The organism is Leptospira vanthielii serovar Holland str. Waz Holland = ATCC 700522, from assembly GCF_000332455.1.
GTDB classification, from domain to species: Bacteria; Spirochaetota; Leptospiria; order Leptospirales; family Leptospiraceae; genus Leptospira_A; species Leptospira_A vanthielii.
In genome coordinates this window covers 84,309-104,167 of sequence record NZ_AOGY02000070.1, presented here as the reverse complement: position 1 = coordinate 104,167, position 19,859 = coordinate 84,309, and the positions used below count along the sequence as shown (strand labels likewise).

The 19,859-nt window shown below is 39.7% G+C and carries 19 protein-coding genes and 1 pseudogene; 13 read left to right on the top strand and 7 right to left on the bottom strand.

Annotated elements, in window-relative coordinates; all coding sequences use genetic code 11:
• Complete coding sequence (locus LEP1GSC199_RS17580) at nt 1-177, bottom strand: DUF1289 domain-containing protein (protein ID WP_083901972.1); 177 nt, start codon at nt 175-177, stop codon at nt 1-3.
• 86 nt (nt 178-263) lie between these two features.
• Between LEP1GSC199_RS17580 and flgN the strand changes: the two genes are divergently transcribed.
• The 7 genes from flgN to LEP1GSC199_RS17545 are packed head-to-tail and all read left to right on the top strand — an operon-like array spanning nt 264 to nt 5,862.
• Complete coding sequence (flgN, locus tag LEP1GSC199_RS17575) at nt 264-776, top strand: flagellar export chaperone FlgN (RefSeq protein WP_002988778.1); 513 nt, start codon at nt 264-266, stop codon at nt 774-776.
• Between the two features lie 9 nt (nt 777-785).
• A complete protein-coding gene (flgK, locus tag LEP1GSC199_RS17570) occupies nt 786-2,699 on the top strand; it encodes a flagellar hook-associated protein FlgK (RefSeq protein ID WP_002988655.1) in 1,914 nt (637 codons plus the stop codon).
• A 5-nt stretch (nt 2,700-2,704) separates the two neighbouring features.
• Nucleotides 2,705-3,970 carry a flagellar hook-associated protein 3 gene (locus tag LEP1GSC199_RS17565; protein WP_232227844.1) on the top strand — a complete coding sequence of 422 codons (1,266 nt, stop codon included), beginning with the start codon at nt 2,705-2,707 and terminating at the stop codon, nt 3,968-3,970.
• 52 nt (nt 3,971-4,022) lie between these two features.
• Nucleotides 4,023-4,484, top strand: a complete 462-nt coding sequence (gene fliW / locus LEP1GSC199_RS17560; protein ID WP_039927315.1) for a flagellar assembly protein FliW — start codon at nt 4,023-4,025, stop codon at nt 4,482-4,484.
• Between the two features lie 3 nt (nt 4,485-4,487).
• Nucleotides 4,488-4,727 (top strand): carbon storage regulator CsrA, encoded by a 240-nt coding sequence (csrA, locus tag LEP1GSC199_RS17555; protein ID WP_083901971.1) that lies wholly within the window; start codon nt 4,488-4,490, stop codon nt 4,725-4,727.
• A 59-nt stretch (nt 4,728-4,786) separates the two neighbouring features.
• Nucleotides 4,787-5,461, top strand: a complete 675-nt coding sequence (locus tag LEP1GSC199_RS17550) for a lysophospholipid acyltransferase family protein (protein WP_002988780.1) — start codon at nt 4,787-4,789, stop codon at nt 5,459-5,461.
• A complete protein-coding gene (locus tag LEP1GSC199_RS17545) occupies nt 5,458-5,862 on the top strand; it encodes an OsmC family protein (RefSeq protein ID WP_002988607.1) in 405 nt (134 codons plus the stop codon). Before LEP1GSC199_RS17550 ends, LEP1GSC199_RS17545 begins: the two co-directional genes overlap by 4 nt.
• A gap of 10 nt (nt 5,863-5,872) precedes the next feature.
• Here the strand turns inward: LEP1GSC199_RS17545 and LEP1GSC199_RS17540 are convergent, their stop codons facing one another.
• Genes LEP1GSC199_RS17540 through LEP1GSC199_RS17530 form a run of 3 tightly spaced genes read right to left on the bottom strand, consistent with a single transcriptional unit; the run spans nt 5,873 to nt 9,859 of the window.
• Nucleotides 5,873-6,700, bottom strand: a complete 828-nt coding sequence (locus LEP1GSC199_RS17540) for a metallophosphoesterase (protein WP_002988421.1) — start codon at nt 6,698-6,700, stop codon at nt 5,873-5,875.
• A 13-nt stretch (nt 6,701-6,713) separates the two neighbouring features.
• Nucleotides 6,714-8,948, bottom strand: a complete 2,235-nt coding sequence (locus LEP1GSC199_RS17535) for an alpha-glucosidase (protein WP_002988755.1) — start codon at nt 8,946-8,948, stop codon at nt 6,714-6,716.
• 59 nt (nt 8,949-9,007) lie between these two features.
• Nucleotides 9,008-9,859: a sulfurtransferase gene (locus LEP1GSC199_RS17530; RefSeq protein ID WP_002988732.1), complete on the bottom strand. Its 852-nt coding sequence runs from the start codon at nt 9,857-9,859 to the stop codon at nt 9,008-9,010.
• A 172-nt stretch (nt 9,860-10,031) separates the two neighbouring features.
• On the opposite strand from LEP1GSC199_RS17530, the gene LEP1GSC199_RS17525 reads away from it, so the two are divergent.
• The 4 genes from LEP1GSC199_RS17525 (at nt 10,032) to LEP1GSC199_RS17510 (ending at nt 14,659) form a co-directional block, all read left to right on the top strand.
• Nucleotides 10,032-10,901 carry an LIC11113 family protein gene (locus tag LEP1GSC199_RS17525; protein ID WP_051999788.1) on the top strand — a complete coding sequence of 290 codons (870 nt, stop codon included), beginning with the start codon at nt 10,032-10,034 and terminating at the stop codon, nt 10,899-10,901.
• Complete coding sequence (locus LEP1GSC199_RS17520) at nt 10,894-12,351, top strand: S1C family serine protease (RefSeq protein WP_002988746.1); 1,458 nt, start codon at nt 10,894-10,896, stop codon at nt 12,349-12,351. The genes LEP1GSC199_RS17525 and LEP1GSC199_RS17520 overlap by 8 nt, the downstream gene beginning before the upstream one ends.
• Nucleotides 12,338-13,702 (top strand): PDZ domain-containing protein, encoded by a 1,365-nt coding sequence (locus tag LEP1GSC199_RS17515; protein WP_002988486.1) that lies wholly within the window; start codon nt 12,338-12,340, stop codon nt 13,700-13,702. The genes LEP1GSC199_RS17520 and LEP1GSC199_RS17515 overlap by 14 nt, the downstream gene beginning before the upstream one ends.
• A gap of 63 nt (nt 13,703-13,765) precedes the next feature.
• Entirely contained in the window at nt 13,766-14,659 is an 894-nt protein-coding gene (locus tag LEP1GSC199_RS17510) for an ATP-binding response regulator (RefSeq protein ID WP_002988690.1), read from the top strand.
• Here the strand turns inward: LEP1GSC199_RS17510 and LEP1GSC199_RS17505 are convergent.
• Nucleotides 14,656-16,002, bottom strand: a complete 1,347-nt coding sequence (locus tag LEP1GSC199_RS17505) for a hypothetical protein (RefSeq protein ID WP_002988725.1) — start codon at nt 16,000-16,002, stop codon at nt 14,656-14,658. The genes LEP1GSC199_RS17510 and LEP1GSC199_RS17505 overlap by 4 nt on opposite strands.
• Before the next feature lie 82 nt (nt 16,003-16,084).
• On the opposite strand from LEP1GSC199_RS17505, the gene LEP1GSC199_RS17500 reads away from it, so the two are divergent.
• The gene (locus LEP1GSC199_RS17500) at nt 16,085-16,711 is read left to right on the top strand and encodes a hypothetical protein (RefSeq protein WP_002988484.1); all 627 of its coding nucleotides are present in this window, start codon (nt 16,085-16,087) and stop codon (nt 16,709-16,711) included.
• Here the strand turns inward: LEP1GSC199_RS17500 and LEP1GSC199_RS21505 are convergent.
• Both LEP1GSC199_RS21505 and LEP1GSC199_RS22110 read right to left on the bottom strand, forming a co-directional pair.
• Nucleotides 16,689-17,921 (bottom strand): oligosaccharide flippase family protein, encoded by a 1,233-nt coding sequence (locus tag LEP1GSC199_RS21505; protein WP_198288801.1) that lies wholly within the window; start codon nt 17,919-17,921, stop codon nt 16,689-16,691. The two genes, LEP1GSC199_RS17500 and LEP1GSC199_RS21505, sit on opposite strands and share 23 nt — an antisense overlap.
• Nucleotides 17,922-18,434: 513 nt before the next feature.
• Nucleotides 18,435-18,938 (bottom strand): annotated as a pseudogene (locus tag LEP1GSC199_RS22110) (phosphatase PAP2 family protein); the annotation flags it as partial.
• A gap of 71 nt (nt 18,939-19,009) precedes the next feature.
• Here LEP1GSC199_RS22110 and LEP1GSC199_RS17485 point away from each other — a divergent pair.
• A complete protein-coding gene (locus LEP1GSC199_RS17485) occupies nt 19,010-19,831 on the top strand; it encodes a lysophospholipid acyltransferase family protein (RefSeq protein ID WP_198288800.1) in 822 nt (273 codons plus the stop codon).
• The last annotated feature ends 28 nt before the right edge of the window (nt 19,832-19,859 follow it).

The following is a 19,859-nucleotide window of genomic DNA, read 5'->3' as shown; positions in this document are numbered from 1 at the left end:
TTAGTTGAGAGAGCCTCCCGCCTTTCTTTGCGGGAGCTCACTCCAAATTTTTTCCCTTTCTTCTTCACTCATCACAGACCAATTCCCAATCTCTTCAATAGTGCGAAAACAGCCCGCACAGAGCCCTGAATCTGGGTCCATCATACAAACTTTCGTACAAGGTGATTTTAGTGACATAGACCTGAAAATAGTAAATTTTTATAAATTTTCCTAAGCAAGTTTCGGAATCCGTCGATCCTTCCCATAAGGGAAAAGGAATTCGCATGTTGGATTGGGTAGAATCACTTAGAAGTTTATTTACTAATGAAATAGACTGTTACAAGCGCCTTCTGGAATTGGAAGGCAAAAAAAGAGCTGCAATCCATTCTGCGGACGGAAAATCCCTGGAATCTTGCGTGAAAGAAAGTTATCATATTATGGTAGAAGCCTCCGAATTGGAAAGAATTCGAATGAAGGCCATCGAAGATGTCTATGAAAAGGAAAAATTCGCGAAAGACGAATCTTCCATCACACTTACAAATTTTTTAAACCAATTGGATCGTGAGTCCAATTTTAAACTAAAAACCTTTGCTTTAGAATTAAAGAAGGTAGTGGCAGATCTTAAAGACGCCATCATCACCAATGACAAACTCTTAAAAACAAGAAAAGAGTTTTTGCAAACAACTGTTGACTCTTTGCAAGAGTTATCGAAAGAAAAAGTTTATACCTCACACAAACAACCGACAAGGCGTGGGCAGGGCCAAAAAGGCGCGATCATTTTGAACGCGACTGCCTAGGAGAATCGTATGGGATCAACATTCCAGGGAATTGAAGTAGGGAAACGAGGACTTTCGGTCCACCAACAAGCGATCCAAACCACAGGTCATAACATATCCAATGCGGATAACAAACATTATGCTCGCCAACGAGTGGTAATGAACAGTATGGATCCTATTTATGATCCTGCATTCAACCGGGCAGAAGTTCCCGGTCAAATTGGACAAGGTGTGAAAATTTCCGAAATCGAAAGAGTTCGTGATAATTTCATTGATGATCGTATCATTGATTCTTCCTCTCTCAAAGAATATTGGGGTAAAAAAAACGATTACTTATACCAAGTAGAAACAGTTTTTAACGAACCAACAGGAACGACACTTCGTTCGATGATGGATCAGTTCTGGTCTTCTTGGGAAGATCTTTCTAACTATCCAGAAGAAACCGCACATAGAGCTGTGGTCCAAGAGAAAGCAGAAGCTCTTGGATCCCGTATGGAAGATGTGTATAGAAAACTTTCCCTATTAAGAGACCAATCCAATCGTGAAATTGAATCGAAGGTGAATCATTTAAATACGGTTGCTGAGAATATCAAATCTCTAAACGAAAAAATTACAAAATCACAAGCATTAGGTGACAATCCGAATGACCTTCTAGATAGAAGAGACGAACTTTTGCAGGAACTTGCGGGAATGGCGGACATTACTATTGGTCGCAGTGATGAAGATGAACTGATGGTTTTTATTGGCCAACAGATCCTTGTCCAAGGACAAAAAGTTCATAAAATCGACCTCGTTGGAAATCCGAATAACGATGGACTTCTGGATTTGAAATGGTCGCAGACAGGGGACACTGTTTTACTTCGTCAGGGAAGTATCCAAGCTCTCTATGAAATCCGCGATAAGATCCTGGTAGATAAAATCAATGCTGTCGATGCACTTGCGATCAACGCCATGGATGTCATCAATGAAATCCATAAAGATGGATTTGGTTTGAATGGAAAAACTAATTTAAACTTTTTTGAAAGTCGTGCTCTTGCCACGAATACCTTTGGGGAAATTGATACCGACGGAGATGGACTAAACGACAAAACCGCTGTGTTCCGAGTGACGGGCCGTACCTCCATTGATGCGGATCGTCCCATTGGAATTTCAGGAACTATGCGTTTTTTAAAAGCAAGTCCTGGTGGGGAAACAGAGGTTCTTGTTCCCTATTCCAAAGATGACACTTTGAATGCGGTGATCAAACGGATCAATCGTTCGGAAACGGGTGTGGTTGCTTACATGTCGCATGACAACCAGTTGGCGCTAAAGGCGACAACAAACCCACTGGATAAAAAAGAAAACTTTATGATCCGTCACTTAGAAGACTCCGGAGAACTCCTTGTCGGTCTTACCGGAATTCTAACAGCAACGGGAGTGGCAGGATCTTTTGATTACCGAAAAGTAGGTGAGATCAATAAATTCCAAGCGAATGCCCAGGACCTCACTCTCACACCAATGTATCATCCCTCTTCTTTCTTTAAAATGTCGGAAGATGTAAGAAACAATCCGGCAAACATTGCCGCAGCTCGCGGTAAGGATGTGAATGGATCTGGGGATTACAATTCACCTAACGGGCAAAAAGACGGATCCAATGCCCTTCTCATTGCCGCAGCTCTTCGAGAAAAACCGGTGATGTTTGATTATTCCAAAACAACGGATGATTTTTACAACTCACTGATTTCAAGACTCGGAACAGAAGCTCGCGAAGCAAAACAAGAATATACAACACAAAATGAACTGATGGTAGAACTTGAGAATATGCGTCAGTCCGTGATGGGTGTGAATTTGGATGAAGAGATGGCCAATATGGTTCAGTTCCAACAGTCCTATAACGCATCCGCAAGAATGATCTCAACACTCAATGAAATGTTGGATACCATCATCAATAGGTTAGGTGTATAAAAATGATTCGAATCACTAACATGATGCAGAATAATTCCTTGGTGCGGAACTTAAACCGCCACCAAGTGGCTATGGACGAAACCCAAACCCAACTTGGGACTGGATTAAAAATTCGTAAACCCTCCGATGATCCGGGTGCTGCCACAAACCAAATGTACTTTCGATCACGCCTGAATGAACTTTCTCAGTATGAGGAAAACATTGGGGATGGATACCAAAGGTTACAACAGATTGATGGTGTTCTAGACAAAATGGGAGAAATTTTCCAAAGAGCTCGTGTTCTTACGGTTCAGGCCGGAAACGGAATTTACCAAGGGGACAAGGGATTTGAATTGGAAGTGGCTATCGGTAAAGAGATAGACCAACATTTACGTGCAATTGTGGATTTAGCCAATGCTCGGGATGCTACCGGGCAACCTTTGTTTGGTGGTCATGTGATTGAACGTCCTCCCTTTGAACCGATCGAATCGAAAATTAAGGGATTACAAGGTCTTGAACTCAAAAACCAATATGTGGGTGTTGAGTATCGGGGTGATATTGGCGAACAACTTCGTGAAATAGAAAAGGGAGAATATATCCCGATCACCATTCCTGGTAACAAAGTGTTTTGGGGAACAAACGTCAGTGTCACTTCCAAAGTGGATAACTCGGCCTACCAAGCTACTTCCGACCAAAAGTTCAAAATTGATGGAGTAGAAATTCATGTTTCTGTGGGTGATACCATTGATGATGTGATTGATAAAATCAATAATGCTCCTCTCGAAGTAAAAGCAAGTAAACTGGCTCAAGATAACGTTTCTATTTCTTCCACAGCACCTCACCAAATTTGGTTGGAAGATGTGGATGGAGGAACTGTGTTACGAGACATTGGACTTGTAGAACCAAGTGCCAGTGAACCACCTAACAACTTTTCTAAATCAGCAACAGTGACTGGCCTTTCCGTATTTGATGTTCTTATCCAACTCCGAAATGACCTGATCCAAAAAGACCAAGAGAGAATTGGGGGAAGGGATTTGGGGGATTTGGACTTAGCATTGGAAAACATCCTTCGTCATCGGGCAACGATTGGTGCTCGTATGAATCGGTTGGAACAACATGAAGATCGAGTCTCTTACGACAAAATGTATATGACTGAACTTCTTGCGAAAAATGAAGGAATCGATTTTCCAGAGACCATCATGAATATGAAGTGGTTAGAAACGATTCATAGTTATGCGCTCAATGTCGGTTCTAAAATTATCAAACCCACTTTGATGGATTTCCTTCGGTAAACGAAACTAAATGACGGAAATATTAGAAAGATTAGAAACTACAGGAACTAGAATGTCGGTAACGATTCACACAAAACCTTTCGGAACCATCCAAGTGGACGCAAAACAAATCTTAAAATTCCCGCAAGGATTGTTAGGGTTTGATGAATTTGATGAATATGCACTCATCGAAGAAAGTGCCGAGAGTCCTTTCAAATGGTTACAATCTACAAAAGAATCGGGACTGGCATTTATCGTAATCCAACCTGAACTTTTTATGAATGATTACAAACCGGCAGTTTCTGATGAGGAACTGCATGATATTGGCCTTTCCAGTTGGAAGGAAGGATTAATTTTTTTAATTGTGACCATTCCTCATGACAATCCCAAAGGAATGACTGCGAACTTGCAAGGCCCAATCATTCTGAACGGAAAAGAGGGTAAGGGAAAACAATGTATTTCTCGTGATGAAAATCACCCGATTCGTAAAAACATCATTGAATCGATGGAAGAGATGTCTTCCGAAAAGGTATAATCCGTGTTAGTTCTTGCAAGGAGGAGTAACCAATCGATTATGATCGGTGACGATATCGAAATTGTCATCGTTGATATTAAGGGTGACCAAGTAAAGATTGGAGTCAAAGCTCCGAAAAATGTTTCTGTTCATCGGGCGGAAGTGTACAAAGAAATCCAAGAAGAAAACAAAAAAGCTGCCGGAGCTAACATCAAACCGGAAGATTTGGGCAAACTTGGAGATTTGTTCAAAAAGAAAACTTAACTTGATCTTTCTTTAGATTTGCGTTTCCCTGGAATTTAACTCTCGGGAGTATCTTTACTTTGAAACGTAAAATTTTAGTTTGGTTATTGCCTTTAATCGTCGTTTGGTTCCAACGTTTGATTGGACTCACTTCAAAATTTCGTTTTCTCACAAACGATGCATACGAAGAATTATTTAAAAATAAAAAACCTTTTATCTATTCTATTTGGCATACGAACGTTTTGTACTCTCCTTATTTGCATCGAGGTAAAAACGTTGCTGTTTTGATTTCTGAATCGAAAGATGGGGACTACATCAACCAAGTGGTGCACAGGTTTGGAAACACAAGCATTCGTGGCAGTAGTTCCAAAGGTGGATCTAAGGCTTTAAAGGCAGTGATCCAACATTTAAAAAAAGGCTTACCTGCTGCGTTTACACCCGATGGCCCTCGTGGTCCAGCCTTCATTGTCCAACCCGGACTGATTGCAGCGGCCCAAGTCACTCAAGTTCCCATCATTCCTTTCCATTATGAATGCAGTCGGCAATGGATTTTGGAAAGAGCCTGGGACAAACATAGAATTCCGAAACCTTTCACAACCTTTGTTGTTTCTTATGGAGATCCCATTTCGGTTCCTAGAAACTTAAATGAAGAGGAATTTGAAAAGGTACGTCTAAAAGTTGAAGAAGCTATGTTAAACAATCGCAACCGCGCGATTACAGAAGCAGAACGAATTTATAAAGGAGAATCCAAATGACAGCAGTATTCGAAGACAAGGTGGTAGTATCTACCGCTAAAACAAAATATGAAACAAAAATCTCGTCAGGAAAACATAGTTGGATTGCCGATGAACCAAAAGATAAAGAGGGAACGGATTTAGGACCTATGCCTACCGAGTTACTGGCTTCGTCTTTGGGTGCTTGTACTTCTATTACAATCAGGATGTATGCAGATAGAAAAGAATACCCTTTGGATGCCGTAGAGGTTCATGTAACGCTTGATAAACGATCTGCGGATGATCACAAATTTGTGCGGGAAGTAATACTGTCTGGAAATTTAACCCCCGAACAACGAGAAAGATTACTTTCTGTAGCTAATGCTTGCCCAGTGCATAAAATCCTTTCTGGAAAAATTGAAATCGAAACCAAACTAGGGTAGATTTACTTAGTTACACCCACAAAGGAATCACAGTAGCAGATCCTCCGTCCCATTCGATTTTTGTATGGAAATGTTTTCCTTCACGAATCCTTGGGACTTTGGCACCGTTCACATAGAAAGTTCCGCCTGTGTATTCATGGGTTTCACGTTCTCTTTTTTTACTAATGGAATGGTGCATATGTCCTGAGAGAACCAAGGGAACTTTTTTCCCGATGGATTTGGCGTAACTTATGGCTTCGGTCAGATCAATATCTCCCCAGTCTCCACCTTCTTTTTTGAATTCTGCTCCATACATAGAATTTTTTGCGCCACCCAAACCAAAAGGACCGTTATGCGAAAGGAAGAATAAATTTTTCTCCTTTGTTCCATCGATGAGGCGTTTGTATTTTTCAATCGATGTGTCCATATTGGAAACCATATAGGTTTTTTTCATATTGGGTGCAAAACTTAGTCCTCCACCCATAGCATGAGGACGACCTACAATCAAACTTAAGTCTAACTCCTGTGATAAAACTAAAGAACTGTAACCAAGTAAACTAATTGGTTTTACGAGTTCAGAAAGTTTACGTATCCTTCTGTTTTGACCAAATTGCCCTGATTGGATCAGGATTTTGGATTGGATTACTTCTCCAATGATGGATGTGAGACTTGTGCCATCCCAATTTCCTGGAATCATATACGCTCGTTTGGTGAGACCTTGGAAAGAAAGTTTGCTTAGTTTTGGGTTGCCACGAAGGTCACCAGTGAAAAACAAAAAATCGTAATCCGATGTATTAAAATACTCGATATCAAGATGGTTCCAATACCCATGGATGTCTCCAATCAGTGCAAATTTCATAAGAGTTTTGTCCTTAGTCTTTATTCCGAATGTTACTGAGGGAAGAACGAATGAGAGCTTCCGACTTTCCACCGATCCGAAGGAAGGCAGGTGGTTTTCCGATGGGTGCAGGAACTTGTATCTTCCTATAACCATCATAAGTGGTTCCCGTCCAAAGATGTTGCCACCTACCACGAGGGAGATAAACATCCTGAACAATTTCTCCACTTTCTACAACAGGAGCTACAAGAACGTCGTCCCCTAAAAAAAACTGATATTTGTATTTTAATAAATTTTTATCTTCAGGTTCTACTATCGCATTATGTCGGACAACTGGAATTCCTGTTTGGGATGCTTCTTCCACCAAACTTTGAATATATGGTTTTAGGGCAAAATGGATTTTAGCAATTTTTGCAAATAGTGCCACTGTATCTTCATCACCGAGGGATTTGGTTCCATCCGGTTTTGTGTAAGTGTAAACTTGCCAATTTTTGAGTGGTTTATTACCTTCGTGGGTACGAAAAACCGGTGTAAAGGCAGAGGCTTCTGCCCAACGCAAAAGGAGTTCCTTGGATCTATGGTAGTTACGAAGTGGATTGGAAATCGTAGTGTATCCACCTATGTCACTGTGATTGAGCGCATAACCGCTGATACCCGATGTTGTGAGACCAATGATAGAAGAAGGAAGGCCGTCATTGGTTCCAAAACTCACCATTTGGTCTCCTTCCCAAAAAAGTGTAGAGTGGGCATTGGAATAACTATATCCCGCACGTGTGAAAAATACAATTTTCCCTTCCATACCCGCTTCTTTGATAGCCTCTCTATTGATCTTTGCCCAATCGACAGGATAACGGTTATGATAGATTTTGGCATCGACACCTGATGCAAGTTTGGCGTCGTAGGGAAGCCATTCTCCAAAATCGGCCATCCAACCGGAAAGACCCATTCCAATTAAGTTCTTCTTAATTAAGTCCTTGGTCCAACGCACTGCCAAAGGATTGGTTAGGTCAATTAAATAAGCAGGAAATCCAACGGTTTGGATTAGGTAGTCTTCTCCATTTTGATTTTTGACAAGATATCCTTTTGCCTTTGCTTCTATTAAGAGGGGGTTTGTAAAATCATCTCCCGGTTTTTTCGGATCCGTGTCCGCAAGGAAGGAATTGATATAACCTAATACCTGTACATTTTGATTATTCATCGATTTTACAAATTTTTTAAAATCGGGATAAAGAGTTTCATCGGCATACCAACGCCATTTGAGTTGGTCTCCAAAATTGGTCACACGGCGGCCACACCAGTCTTGGATCCAAAGTGCGGTCACCGGATTTCCAACATCTTTTGCTTGTTTGACGATCGCCGAAACTTTTTCCGTTCCGCCTTGGACACCGAGCCAAGTTCCATAAGCCCAATCAGGAAGTTTCGGAAACCTACCCGTTTTTTTAGTATAGGCTTCGATGAGTGTTTTGGAAGAGGTTCCAAGCCAAATGGTTCCCGTAAGAGATTTTTCTGATTGGAAATCCCAAAATTCTACCTTTGTTTTTTTCGAATTACTAAAATCAAAGTTCGCATAACCACTGTTTTCAAAAAATACGGAACGATTATCGGATGTGATGTAGTGGGGGATTGGTGCATAAGTTGTGTAAACATTCCCACCGGCACCAGCCAGTAAGTTTGCTCCTGTTGTGATGGGTTGGTCTCCCCGACCAATTCCTTGTTCTTCCGTAAATAGGAAGGGTTTTTTTCCTTTGAGTTCATCATAGGTAAACTGTTCCCCAAGGCCATAAATCCGTTCTTCTGGATGGGAACCGTATTGGAATTGGATTCTGTTGAGAGTGGGATCAGTTAACGTGATATTGAATTCTATTTCAGTTTCGGATTTGGAAACAAAAACGATTTGGTAATCGCTAGAACAATCACTACCAGTTAACTTTCCTTTGATGGTAACTTTGCCGGTTTCTTTTTTGATTTCGTCTATGGACTGTTTTGTGCAAGATTTTTGGAGAGTCTCTTCGAATTGAAAGGAAGCCATTCTGTATTTGGCTGTAGTTTCTTTGGTGAAAGATTGGAGAAAGGGTTCCTCCAAAGAAAGTTCAATAAAGTCCTTATCAAGCGACTGGTTTTTTAACCTGAGTTCATTTGCGGATTGAATCCATAAAATTTGTTTGCTAAAAGGAAACGATTCTTCTGTCGGAGGAATGTGAGAAATGACGCGCGAAGCACAATCCCAAAAGATAAGTGAAAATAGTATGAAAAATAAACGAGATGCCATCGACCCCTCCAGGAGCAGGAGTAAGTGGATCGATGGTTTTGGGTTTCGTAAATCTTTTTTTAAACTTTCTTGCGATCGACCCCGCCAACCCGAGGAGGAGCTGCTGCTACCCCTTGTTTGGCACCAAAGATCGCAACGGCTTGTTTCGGTAGGCTCGACTTTCTCCACTCAAACCAAGAACCTTGGTAGGTAGTTACATCAATGTACCCTGCTTCCCTAAGCATAAGTGCTAATAAACAAGACCGAGCACCATTGTAATCATAGATGACAGTAGGTCTTTCTGGCATGAAGGGAAAACCATTTAGGCGTTTTTTGAAAATAGAACGTTCGATGAGGTTTGCTTCTCCATCGTACAAGTTTCTCCAATCCCACAGGAAGGCACCTGGCAAACGTCCACAAAGAGTTCCCTCTTCTGGAGCAGTAAGCCTTGGCAATCGGCCTTCGTATTCGTCCATTGTCCTTGCATCAAAGATTTGGAGTTTGGTAAGATTTCGTTCCATAAAGGCTTTGTCTACGACACCTTCGATGGGTTTTACTTTGTCAGCGATCGGTGGTTCTACTTTCAGCTCACCTTTGGATTTATTTCCGGTGGCAGGCCATTTTTGACCAAGAACATAGGTTTCTTTGATTCCCATACCGCGGAGTAAATACACCATACGAGTGGAAAACATTCCCATTCCCTCGTCGAAAACGATGATTCGAGTTTTTTTTGATTTTTGAAATTCTTGTACGACTGCCAACATCGGTCCGTACAATTTCTTTTGGGATTCTGGATCAGATCCGAATGCTTTTTTGATAAATGGATAGTAGTAAGCACCTTCTAATGTTTCTTCTTCATATGCTGATTGGGAACGACAATCGATGAGGAAGTCACCAGGTTCTATTTCGGTTTTAAGAAAGCTCCAGTTCAAAAAAGTATTCTCCTATTTCTTACATTACTTTTCCCCCCCATGAATTTTTGAAAGTCTGAAAACCAAAAAAAAAGTTCATCCTCGGTTTGAGACATAATGAGAAAAGAAATCAATTGGATGCCAGTTGATTCTTCGGGGTAGATAAGCCGATAATCACCATAATCGGTAATCCATGATTAGGCAGTTATACATATACTTCGCATTGATTTTGTTATTTTTTGTGTCAGGAGTTGCATTTGCGGACCGCACAAAGACAAACCTAACGCTACAATCGCTTGCGGAGGAAGTGAATGTTTGGAAAGAAAGAAAACCTTCCCAACTGATCAGAAAACAGATCCAATCAAAACAAAGTTTTCCTATGGATGATGGAAATTGCCATTTAGAACCCGCTTCCCGCATTTCCTCTGTCACATACTTTCGATTCAGTTGCCAGAAAGAACCCGAACCGATGTTGATTCAATTCCAATCCCATCAAAAAAAGAAGTTGGATCCTGGCAAGTTCCGATTAAGGGCTGTTCATCGTATTGGAAAAAAACAATACTTAGAAATTGAAACAAATCTTGGTATGAGCGAATCAAAAGTGGTTTCGAGAACTAATACAGATGATACGGATTTAGACTATCCTTCGAAAAAACAAATACCAGTTGTTATCGAAGGAAAACAACCAGTCAGTTCGTACAAACCCATCCAAAATCCGAACCTATTCTATTTTAAATCCGTTACCGAAAACCCGCGCCGAAGAAAAGAAGCCCCAAGTAGTATCGAGGTGTTTTTTGATTCTTCTTGTCCCTTAGAATATATAGAAAAAGATGAAAGTTTTTATTGGGATCAAACAGTATCTTACGTTTTTCGCATAACATGTATTCGTGATTCTGTTTACAGTTTGATTCGAGTACCATCTAATTCTTCGGGTGATTTGGTATCATCAAATACGATATGGAAAGATCCAAAACCTGGGGATCGAGTTTTAGGAAATGCCATCCTAAAAAAAATCACAGAAACTCAAACCTTTTGGGAGAAAATCGTTTTGTATTATGAATAAACTATCTAAAATCTACATTTTATTTTTTGTATTGAGTTGGTCATTACTCGCTCAAGAAGATCCCGCACCTGCTGTGGATTCAATTTTTCGTTCTGTGGTTCTCATTCGTAATGAAGGATTCAATACCGAAAACAAAACGCAACCTTGGATGAAAAAGAATTTGTATACTGGATTTGGATCAGGACTTGTTTTACCCAACCAAACCATTTTAACGAATGCTCATGTGGTGCGTGATGCCAAAAGAATCCTAGTCAAAAGTAGTTTTACAAAAAAAGAATATTTAGCAGATGTTAAATTTATCGGTTATGACTGTGATTTGGCATTATTACAAGTTACGGATTCTGATTTTTCAGAACAAACCACCACTCTTTCCTTTTTGGAAGGAATTCCCAATTTAGGTTCTGATGTATTACTTTTAGGTTTTCCCAATGGAAACGATAGTTTGTCTGTTGAAAAAGGATCGATCCTCCGGTTTGAAAAAAATCGCTACACCTATTCTGGGTTAGATTATCGAAATGTATTAAAAATTACTGCGAATATCCAACCTGGAAATTCTGGTGGACCTGCTGTACAAAACGGCAAAGTGGTGGGCCTTGTGTTCCAAATTAGTACTTTGGAACAAGGGATTGCTTACTTGATATCGAATGATATTGTCCGCCACTTTTTAGAAGATATCGCTGATGGAAAGTATGATGGCTTTCCTAACATCGGGTTTACTTTTCAAAATGGAAATCCCAAAAGTTTGAAACAAGCAATGAAAGTTCCGGCAGGACAAACGGGGATTTTTGTAAATCGAATTTATCCTTCTTCTACATTTTCAAAAGTTTTAAAAGAAAAAGATTTTGTAACAGCAGTGGATAGTTTGCCACTTTCTAATGATGGTGAAATTTCAGAGTCCAACAAAAAAGAATTCATCATCGATTGGATCGAAAATAAACAACTCAATACGAAAGTGACTGTGAGTTATTATAGAGCTGGAAAAAAGTATGATGCCGAAGTGAATCTTCAAAAAAACTATGCTTTGGACTTATATCGAGATTCAACAGAAGACTATTTTTTGCAGGCAGGGTTTGTTTTCCAACCCATCACTCGGTCTTTTTTTCATTCGGAAGATGGGGACTTAGATAGTTCCTTAAAATACCATTATAGTTATTTTATCCAAGATCTGTTGTACAGGTATACTACTCGGGACATTGTTCTAAGTTATACATTTAATGATCCTGAAACATCTAAATACAAAAAGTATAAATACAAAGTGGTGGAATCGATTAACGGCCGAGTTCCGAAAGATCTAAATGAGTTTAAAACCATTTGGAAAGATGGGAAAAAAGGTTTTATTGTCCTTCGGTTTCGCGGCATGGACCTACCGATTGTGCTAAGGCCTGAGTCTGTCTATCAGATGAACCAACGTGTGAAAAAAAGATATGGTGCGAATTATGAAGAGTTTTAAATTTATTTTTGTAATTTTTTCGATTTTTGCCACCTTACTTCCCCTTGGTGCAGAAGACTTCGAAGACAAACGTGTAATCGAATCAAGGATTACATTCCAAAAAACAAGCCATCAAAACCCATGGCTTGTAGGAGAACCATTCTCTCGAAAGTTAAATTTGATTTATATAGGGAAAGGTCTTTTTTTCGGAGTCACACTTCCCAAACAAAATCCCGTGTTTGCTGAATTCGAATCTTTTGATTATTCCGTTCCCAAACTAGGAATCAAATCCTATGATGAAGAAACAGGCTTTCTTCTTTTGGAAACAAAAGAAATGCCAAAACTTCCGAAACCAGTGGTTTTGGATTCCAAATCTTCGAATAAACATTGCCCTAGTGGGAAGTCTCGTTATGTATTCCTCCCCTTTTCTAAAACACCAATCAAAGTGTTGTTACTTGAGAAAAAAAAATCGGAAGAATCTGATTTTTTCTTCAAAGATCAATTGTTATGTGGTGTTACTGTCTCTGAATATTTGATTCCTACCGAATATGTGGAAACCTTCTACAGAACCGGTGGAAAATCTTTTCCCCATCCAGGTTTAGTTTTTGATATCAACCTAACTCCTTCCGAACGTGAGTATTATTCCAAAACTATATCCAATCCACTGTTAGTCACAGAAGTGGTTCCTGGTGTTGGTCCAGCATACAATTTGTTTCCGGGAGACTTGATCACAGAGGTCAATACAATCCCTCTTTCCAAAATTGACGATTGGGACCGGACAGATAAAGTATATGATTTGATTTTACGGAAACCAAATGGGACTTTACGCGAATTAAGTGAAACCGTACAATTAAAACTACACCGTAATTTTCAAAATCAATCGGTGAGTTACGATTTGAGAGCTTATGATTCCAATGATTTTCTAATCCCCGAAGAAGCCAAAAAAAGAAAACCCCTGTATTTGATTGTCGGTGGTTTTTTCTTTACCGAACTTACGAACGCATATTTGAAAGAGTTTGGTTCGGAATACCGGGTGAAGTCGGAGAAAAAACTCGTTTATCTTTCCGATTACTACCAGAAAAAAGTCCACCCCGTCCGAGAAAAGATAGTGATTCTAAGTCGTGTTTTTCCCCTAGAAGGGAACCTAGGATATCAGGAATTCCAGGATTTAGTATTAGAGAAGGTAAACGGAACACGAATCACCTCACTCAGCCAATTGAAAACACTGCTCCAGTCGGAGGACACCACCTATTATGCGTTTGAGCTATCGGGTGGAAAAATTGCATTTTTTACGCGTCGCGAGATTTTGGACCTCCAACAAGAGTTACAATTAACTTATAAATTGGGCCGAGCCTACAACTTAGAAGACTAAAATCCAAAAATAGATTTACAATTGTTATAGATTGGAGTTCCCTTTACCCTAAGACTCCACTCTATGAAAATCCTTTTTGTTGATGACGAAGATACAATCCGCGAATTGTTCTGGGAATACTTCAAAGATGAATTTAATGTCACTCTTGCATCCGATGGACTAGAGGCTCTCGCGATCTCCAATCAAAAAACATTTGATCTTATTATTTCTGATATCAGCTTACCGAAATTAAATGGAATTCAATTCATACAAAAACTAAGAGCCGATGGAAACCAAACTCCGTTTTTGGTAATCACCGGTGATAGCGATATTCAAATTGCCATCGATGTTTTTCGAATGGGAGCTGTTGATTTTTTTCTGAAACCATTCCGAATGGAAGCCCTTCGTTCTCGGATCAAAAAATTTGAAAATGCAGATGTTGATTTAACTCTCCTTTTTAATAGCGGGGAAATCATCCAGTTTAGTTCTGATTGCAGAATGAAACTTCGGCCACAAATTAAAAAATTAAATTCATATATTGCTTTTATCGTAAAACAAATTTTGAATTCTCCTTTGGCAACTCAGGAAGATTTGATTTCCATTAAGATTGTTTTATATGAACTATTGGCGAATGCAATTGAACATGGTGTTGCTGGTGTGAGTTATGCAGAAAAACAAGATTGTTTGGAATCAAACGAAGATTACTTTAAGTTAGTGGATTCACGTTGTGCTAAAAATAATACATCTGTGTTTGTAGAAATTTCCATGGATGATGTAGGGATTACCATTGTGATTCGAGACGAAGGGAACGGATTTGCTGTCAGTCAAATTCCAAACCCAGTGATCAACCCTGCCGCCAACTTAGTGAGTGGGCGGGGCATTTTTCTTGCTAAGATGAATATTGATTCCATTGTTTATAATGAAAAAGGTAACGAGGTCCGATTTTTCAAAACTTGGTACAAATTAATGCAATCCTAAAATTGTGTTCCTAAAGAAACATAAAATCGAATGTATTCTTTTTTTGGTTCCTCTTCAGTAAATGGTTCTGTAATCCAAACTCGTGTTCTACGAGGATCCATTACTGTATAAGAAACACTCAATTGTGCAAATAACTTACCGTAGTCATTGGATAAAAAACTTACTTTCCCTATCACTTCATTACCTTTGCCAAGTATGGAATCAGATCGGTTGATAAAGAGATCAGTGCGAAAAAAGGAATACCAATCCATACCCATTTGGACTCCATAAATACGGTTCCCCTTGTTTTCAAAGTTGGGATTTTCTTTTGTGGGTACATCTCGGAACTGGGGTGGATGGATCAAATCTAATGATTGGTATAAAAGAAAAGAAGAATAACCCCCTAATACTCGTGGCTCGGCAAAGTTAGACGCATAACCATTGCTATTTGAATCTAATCTATCCTTTTGGTCTTTTTTTGTAACAAGACCCGCTATGGCAAAACTGAATTTTTCCCCTTGAGAATGTAGGGATAAATAACCCAAATAGGAATTGGTCGCCGTTTGGTTTTCGGACCAAGGATTTGAGGAAGATTTAGATTCTCCTAAAAGTCGGATGCCTGCTAGATCGATAATCCAAGTATCCCAAAATTTCCGTGATTGAAATTCCATTCCACTATAGGAATAACGTCCAGATAACCTTTGGCCAGATAGAATTTGCCCATTGGAATTGTGGTTGGGATCAGAATATACATAATGGAAAAAACGAAACTCTTCCCAAAATAAAGTTTTTTCAGAACTGATGAGGCCCCCGTAGATTTCTCTGCGGTATCCTGTCCAGGGAGGCCCAAACCAATTTTCTAATTCTGGTTTCGCGTTTAAGTGAATCCCTGTTATGCGAAAACCGGAAGAATGAGAAATCGACACAGATCCATAATTGGCCATTCCGACAAAGAAAAACCCATACCGATCCAACCTGTTGAACCCTCGACCCACTTCGAATGCCACTTGGATTCCAGAAATTTCTTTGGAAAGGAGGGCCGTGGCTTCAGAATCGTAAATTGTGCGGACTTCCTTTTCTACCACCCTTCCTTCGGAAAGGACAACTCGTGGTGCGAGAAGGATTCCTAGATTCCAACCTTGGCCCGCATAATAAAACAAACTAGGCGTTGTAAAACTTCCTTGTGTGTAGTAGCGATTGGCTTTTTCGGAATCAACGCCACCTTTTTGGGACTGGAACCTTCCCCCACTGATAAACTCTGTTTGGAAACCAAAACCGGCGTTTTCAGAAGCCGTCGGTATCTTTTGATTCCGTTCTCCTACAACGACTCGACCAAAATTTCGATTGGCGCGGTCGTCATCCATTACCGAGTCGGAATAGGACTCAGCAGAAAGTCTGGAAAAAAAAGAAAGAAAGAGAAAGGAAACTATCCCGATACTTGTAGGGATGAAGAAAATACTTTTGAAATACAGACATGGATTTCTTCTCATTTTCCCTCTTCTGTTGGTTATTTTTTCTTATAGGGAAGCTGACACTCGTTTTTCTCAGGATTTGAGTCGGTTTTTTGAAAAGGCTGACCATAGTAAAGAGGAGGTAGTGTTATTTGCCTATCTCACGGAAGCAGAAAAAACCAATTTTTCTGTTCGTCGAAGGAAAGAACTTTCGAGGGCGATAGTTCGATTTTCGCAAAAATTACAATTCCCCGATGGCACTTTGTTAGGTGGATATCCAACAAATCCGTCTTTATTTTTACTCGCTTGGGCAAAAACAAGATCGGAGTTTAGAACAAATCACACAGAGGGTTATGGAATTTTGAGATTGCCGGAAATCTTTGTTCGGGAATTTGAAATGTCTTCTGGAACCAAAATCAATCGTGACTACGACATCCAAAACGATTCCATCCAATTGAAAATGGTCATTCTGAAATTAAAGGAATTCCTTTCTGAAGGAAAATCTGTTAAAGACGCCTATCTGAAGTTATATGGAGCAAACGTTTCTCCTAAGGAATGGGAAACTTTGGAGACAAACTATAAAAAAATTTATGAGTTTGTTACTTCCGAAAGTAAGCCATAAAGTAACCAGTTAATAATAACCAAGAAACAATCTGCCCAAGAAACAAAGATATGGCGGCTCCATTGGCACCCCAATCGGGAATGATCCAATAGTCAAAGATAGCACCAAACAATAATCGGAGCAGTGCTAGGCCTGCCAGAAGTCTTGGCAGACCAAGCGCAAAAAGTGCCGTTCCCAATGGAGCAAAGACCAATTGTAGCAGAAAGTTCGGGTATAGGATTTTGAAAACCGAAATGGAATTGGTATATTTTGTTCCAAATAACAGTGTTAAGATAGGTTCTGCGAGTAAAATTCCAGGGGATAAGGCAATGGCAATCATCCCCCCTAAAAAGACAGATTTTTTGAGGACATTGGGAAATTCTTCTGTTTCCGCAAGTCGTGCTAATTTTGGATAAATAATAGAATTAAAAGTAGCAAGAATGATGACAAATCCGCTAAACAATTGCAAGGCGGTGCCATAATCGGCCACAATTTCTGGCGGATGGAATTGGTTTAAAAAGAAAATTTCCAATCTGTCAGATAGGATGGCACAAATAGAAGCGGCAAAGGCCCAAAGATTAAAGAGTAAAAGTTTTTTTTCATTAGTTCGAACGTCCGAAGCATCGGCGGTAAAAGAAATTTCTTCTTTACCAAAAAAGAAAAAGAACAAAAACAAAACAAAAATAGGGGCGATACAAAAAATAGCAAGTATGTCCATGTAGGTTAATGGATGAACACTCGACTCAGACAAATAAATTAACAACAAAAGTCGAACTACGTTTGGAAGTGGGTTCCAAAGAGATAAGGATTTATACTTACGGTAAGAAACAAATAGACTTTCGAAGTAGGAGATAAACGAAATGATAATCCCACCGAATAACAAAAGTAATAATACGAAGTAGTTTTCATCACCTGTAATGTAGGCGACTAAACATACTAAGGATAAAAACAAAAAGGAATAAAACTTAATCCGAAGAGATGCATTTAGAATGGCACCCGGATTTTCTTTTCGATCTGCCATTGGAGAGATGTATTTGATAAGTGCATTGGGAAGCCCAAATTCAGCAACAGCTAAAACGACAGGTAAAAAACCTAAAAAGTATTGGAGTTTTCCGTTTTCTGCTTTGCTTAACAAATTTACGGAATAAATCATAAACACCAAATTGGTGATAGCTGATATGGCTTTGGAACTGCTAACAAAGAAAGAGTTTTTGAGGACTCCTTCTTTCATCAGTTCTGTTTTTAAAATCTGAAATATCTTTTTTATTTTTTGCAAAACCAAAGGGACGATTACCACGAGTGCAAATCCAACAACTAAATAGCGGATGTATCTCAGAAACAAATCATCTTTCCAAATAGATTTTTTGATAAGAATCCCCGGTAGCACATAGAGTAACGAGATCACTATGACTAATACTAACAAGCGAATAAGAACCGTATTCCAAAAAATGCGGAATTCTTTAGTTCCGAATGAGAAACTAAATTGAGGAAGAGACCAATCCAGAAATTGTGGTTTACTAAATCTCGGATAAAATAGAATTCCTAACCAAAAACCTGCAAGGGCACCACTGGCCATAAGCACTCCTGACAAACTATGGTGGTGTTCTACCGAAAGAAAAGGAGAATCCAAAGAAATTGGGGAGAGTGTAACAACAATTCCAAGTAAACCTATGGTTCGGTATTTATCTGTTTGTAGGAAGGTTTGAATGGAATCCTTATGATAGAATTTGTTCAGTAAGAATAAAAGAATGATTAAGTGAACAACACCCAATCCAAATCCAGAACTGACATCTCCTAAATAATGCACCTTGAGATACATCCTGGAAAAAGGCATACATAGTATGATGAGGATGGACAAAATACGAAACCAAAGTTTGGGAATTCGATAGGCTAACAATCCCCATACGACTACGGCTGAATAAACATGCCCTGAAGGCAAACCAAAGGCTTTTTCATCGAAAGCTTCTGGATAAGGAAAGGGCCTTGGACTTTCAAAATAAAACTTTAAAAGAGAAACCATCACGGCTGATGTGAGGAGTCCCAGAGATAATTCAAAAGCGAGTTTGGGTCGAAAGTAAATATAAACAAATGAAATCAGACCGAGGAAAAAACTACTTCCTCCCAGGTAATGGCAGATTGTCGAAATTGTGAGGAAGATTCCGCCGAATGTTGGATCCCAATTGTGTAGGGAATCCAGAGGTAGGGGGGAGAACCAAAGGGAGTTCTGTGCGAGAAGGAGTTCTTTCATAGGAATTTCCATCTAAGATGAAAATCCAACTTGATTTCATAAAGTTTTATTTTGAAATATGTGATGTTTCTATGGATTCAAACCAAAACGCCTCTGATATATTAGAAAGTCTCTTTGTGATCCCCCGGGAAGTTCCCAAAACCATCCTTCGTAACCTCCTCGAGCTCATTTATGATGTCCGAGTCGTCGGATCTGAAAATCTTCCCGAATCTGGTGGGGCTCTCATTATCTCCAATCATACAGATTATTTGGACATTGCTGTTCAGGGGGCCTTTGCCGACCGTAAAATCGTCTATTTAGGCAAATATGAACTTTTCCATCCACAAGAAGAGATCATGGCCATCATCAATCACAAAAACTCTCCCTTCCAATACCCACCACTCAGTCTGACAAAACCAGTCATTGAAGTTTTGTTAAATTCTCTCGGGGGAGTGGTGAAAAAAAACCTCATCAATTGGGGGAGTATGCCCATCATTCGCAATGCTGCTAAGGAGTCAGAAATGGACAAACGGGCGGTTATGGACTATTACGAAAAATTGGAAACGTATATGGTAGACCTTATGAAAGAAGGGGAACTTCTTTCCATCTATCCAGAAGGTTCGCGTTCGGAGACGGGAGAAATCCAATCCTTTCGAGCAATGGCGGCAAAACTTGCCATCCGGGCTGGGGTTCCGATCATTCCTTCGGGAATTGTGGGGGCAACCAATATGTCCAAACCAAAGGCCTTCCTGACAGGGGATGCGTTCAAAACAAAAATTCGCTACCTGATCGGGAAACCCATCCTCCCTTCCGAGTTTCCTACGGGCCCTGAGAAAAAAGCAGCCAAAGAACTGACAGAAATTCTGGAAAATCGGGTGCGAGAACTGATGAAAAAGGCAGAATCCATACTTTAGTCTCGACCTTTCGGGAAAATATGGCATA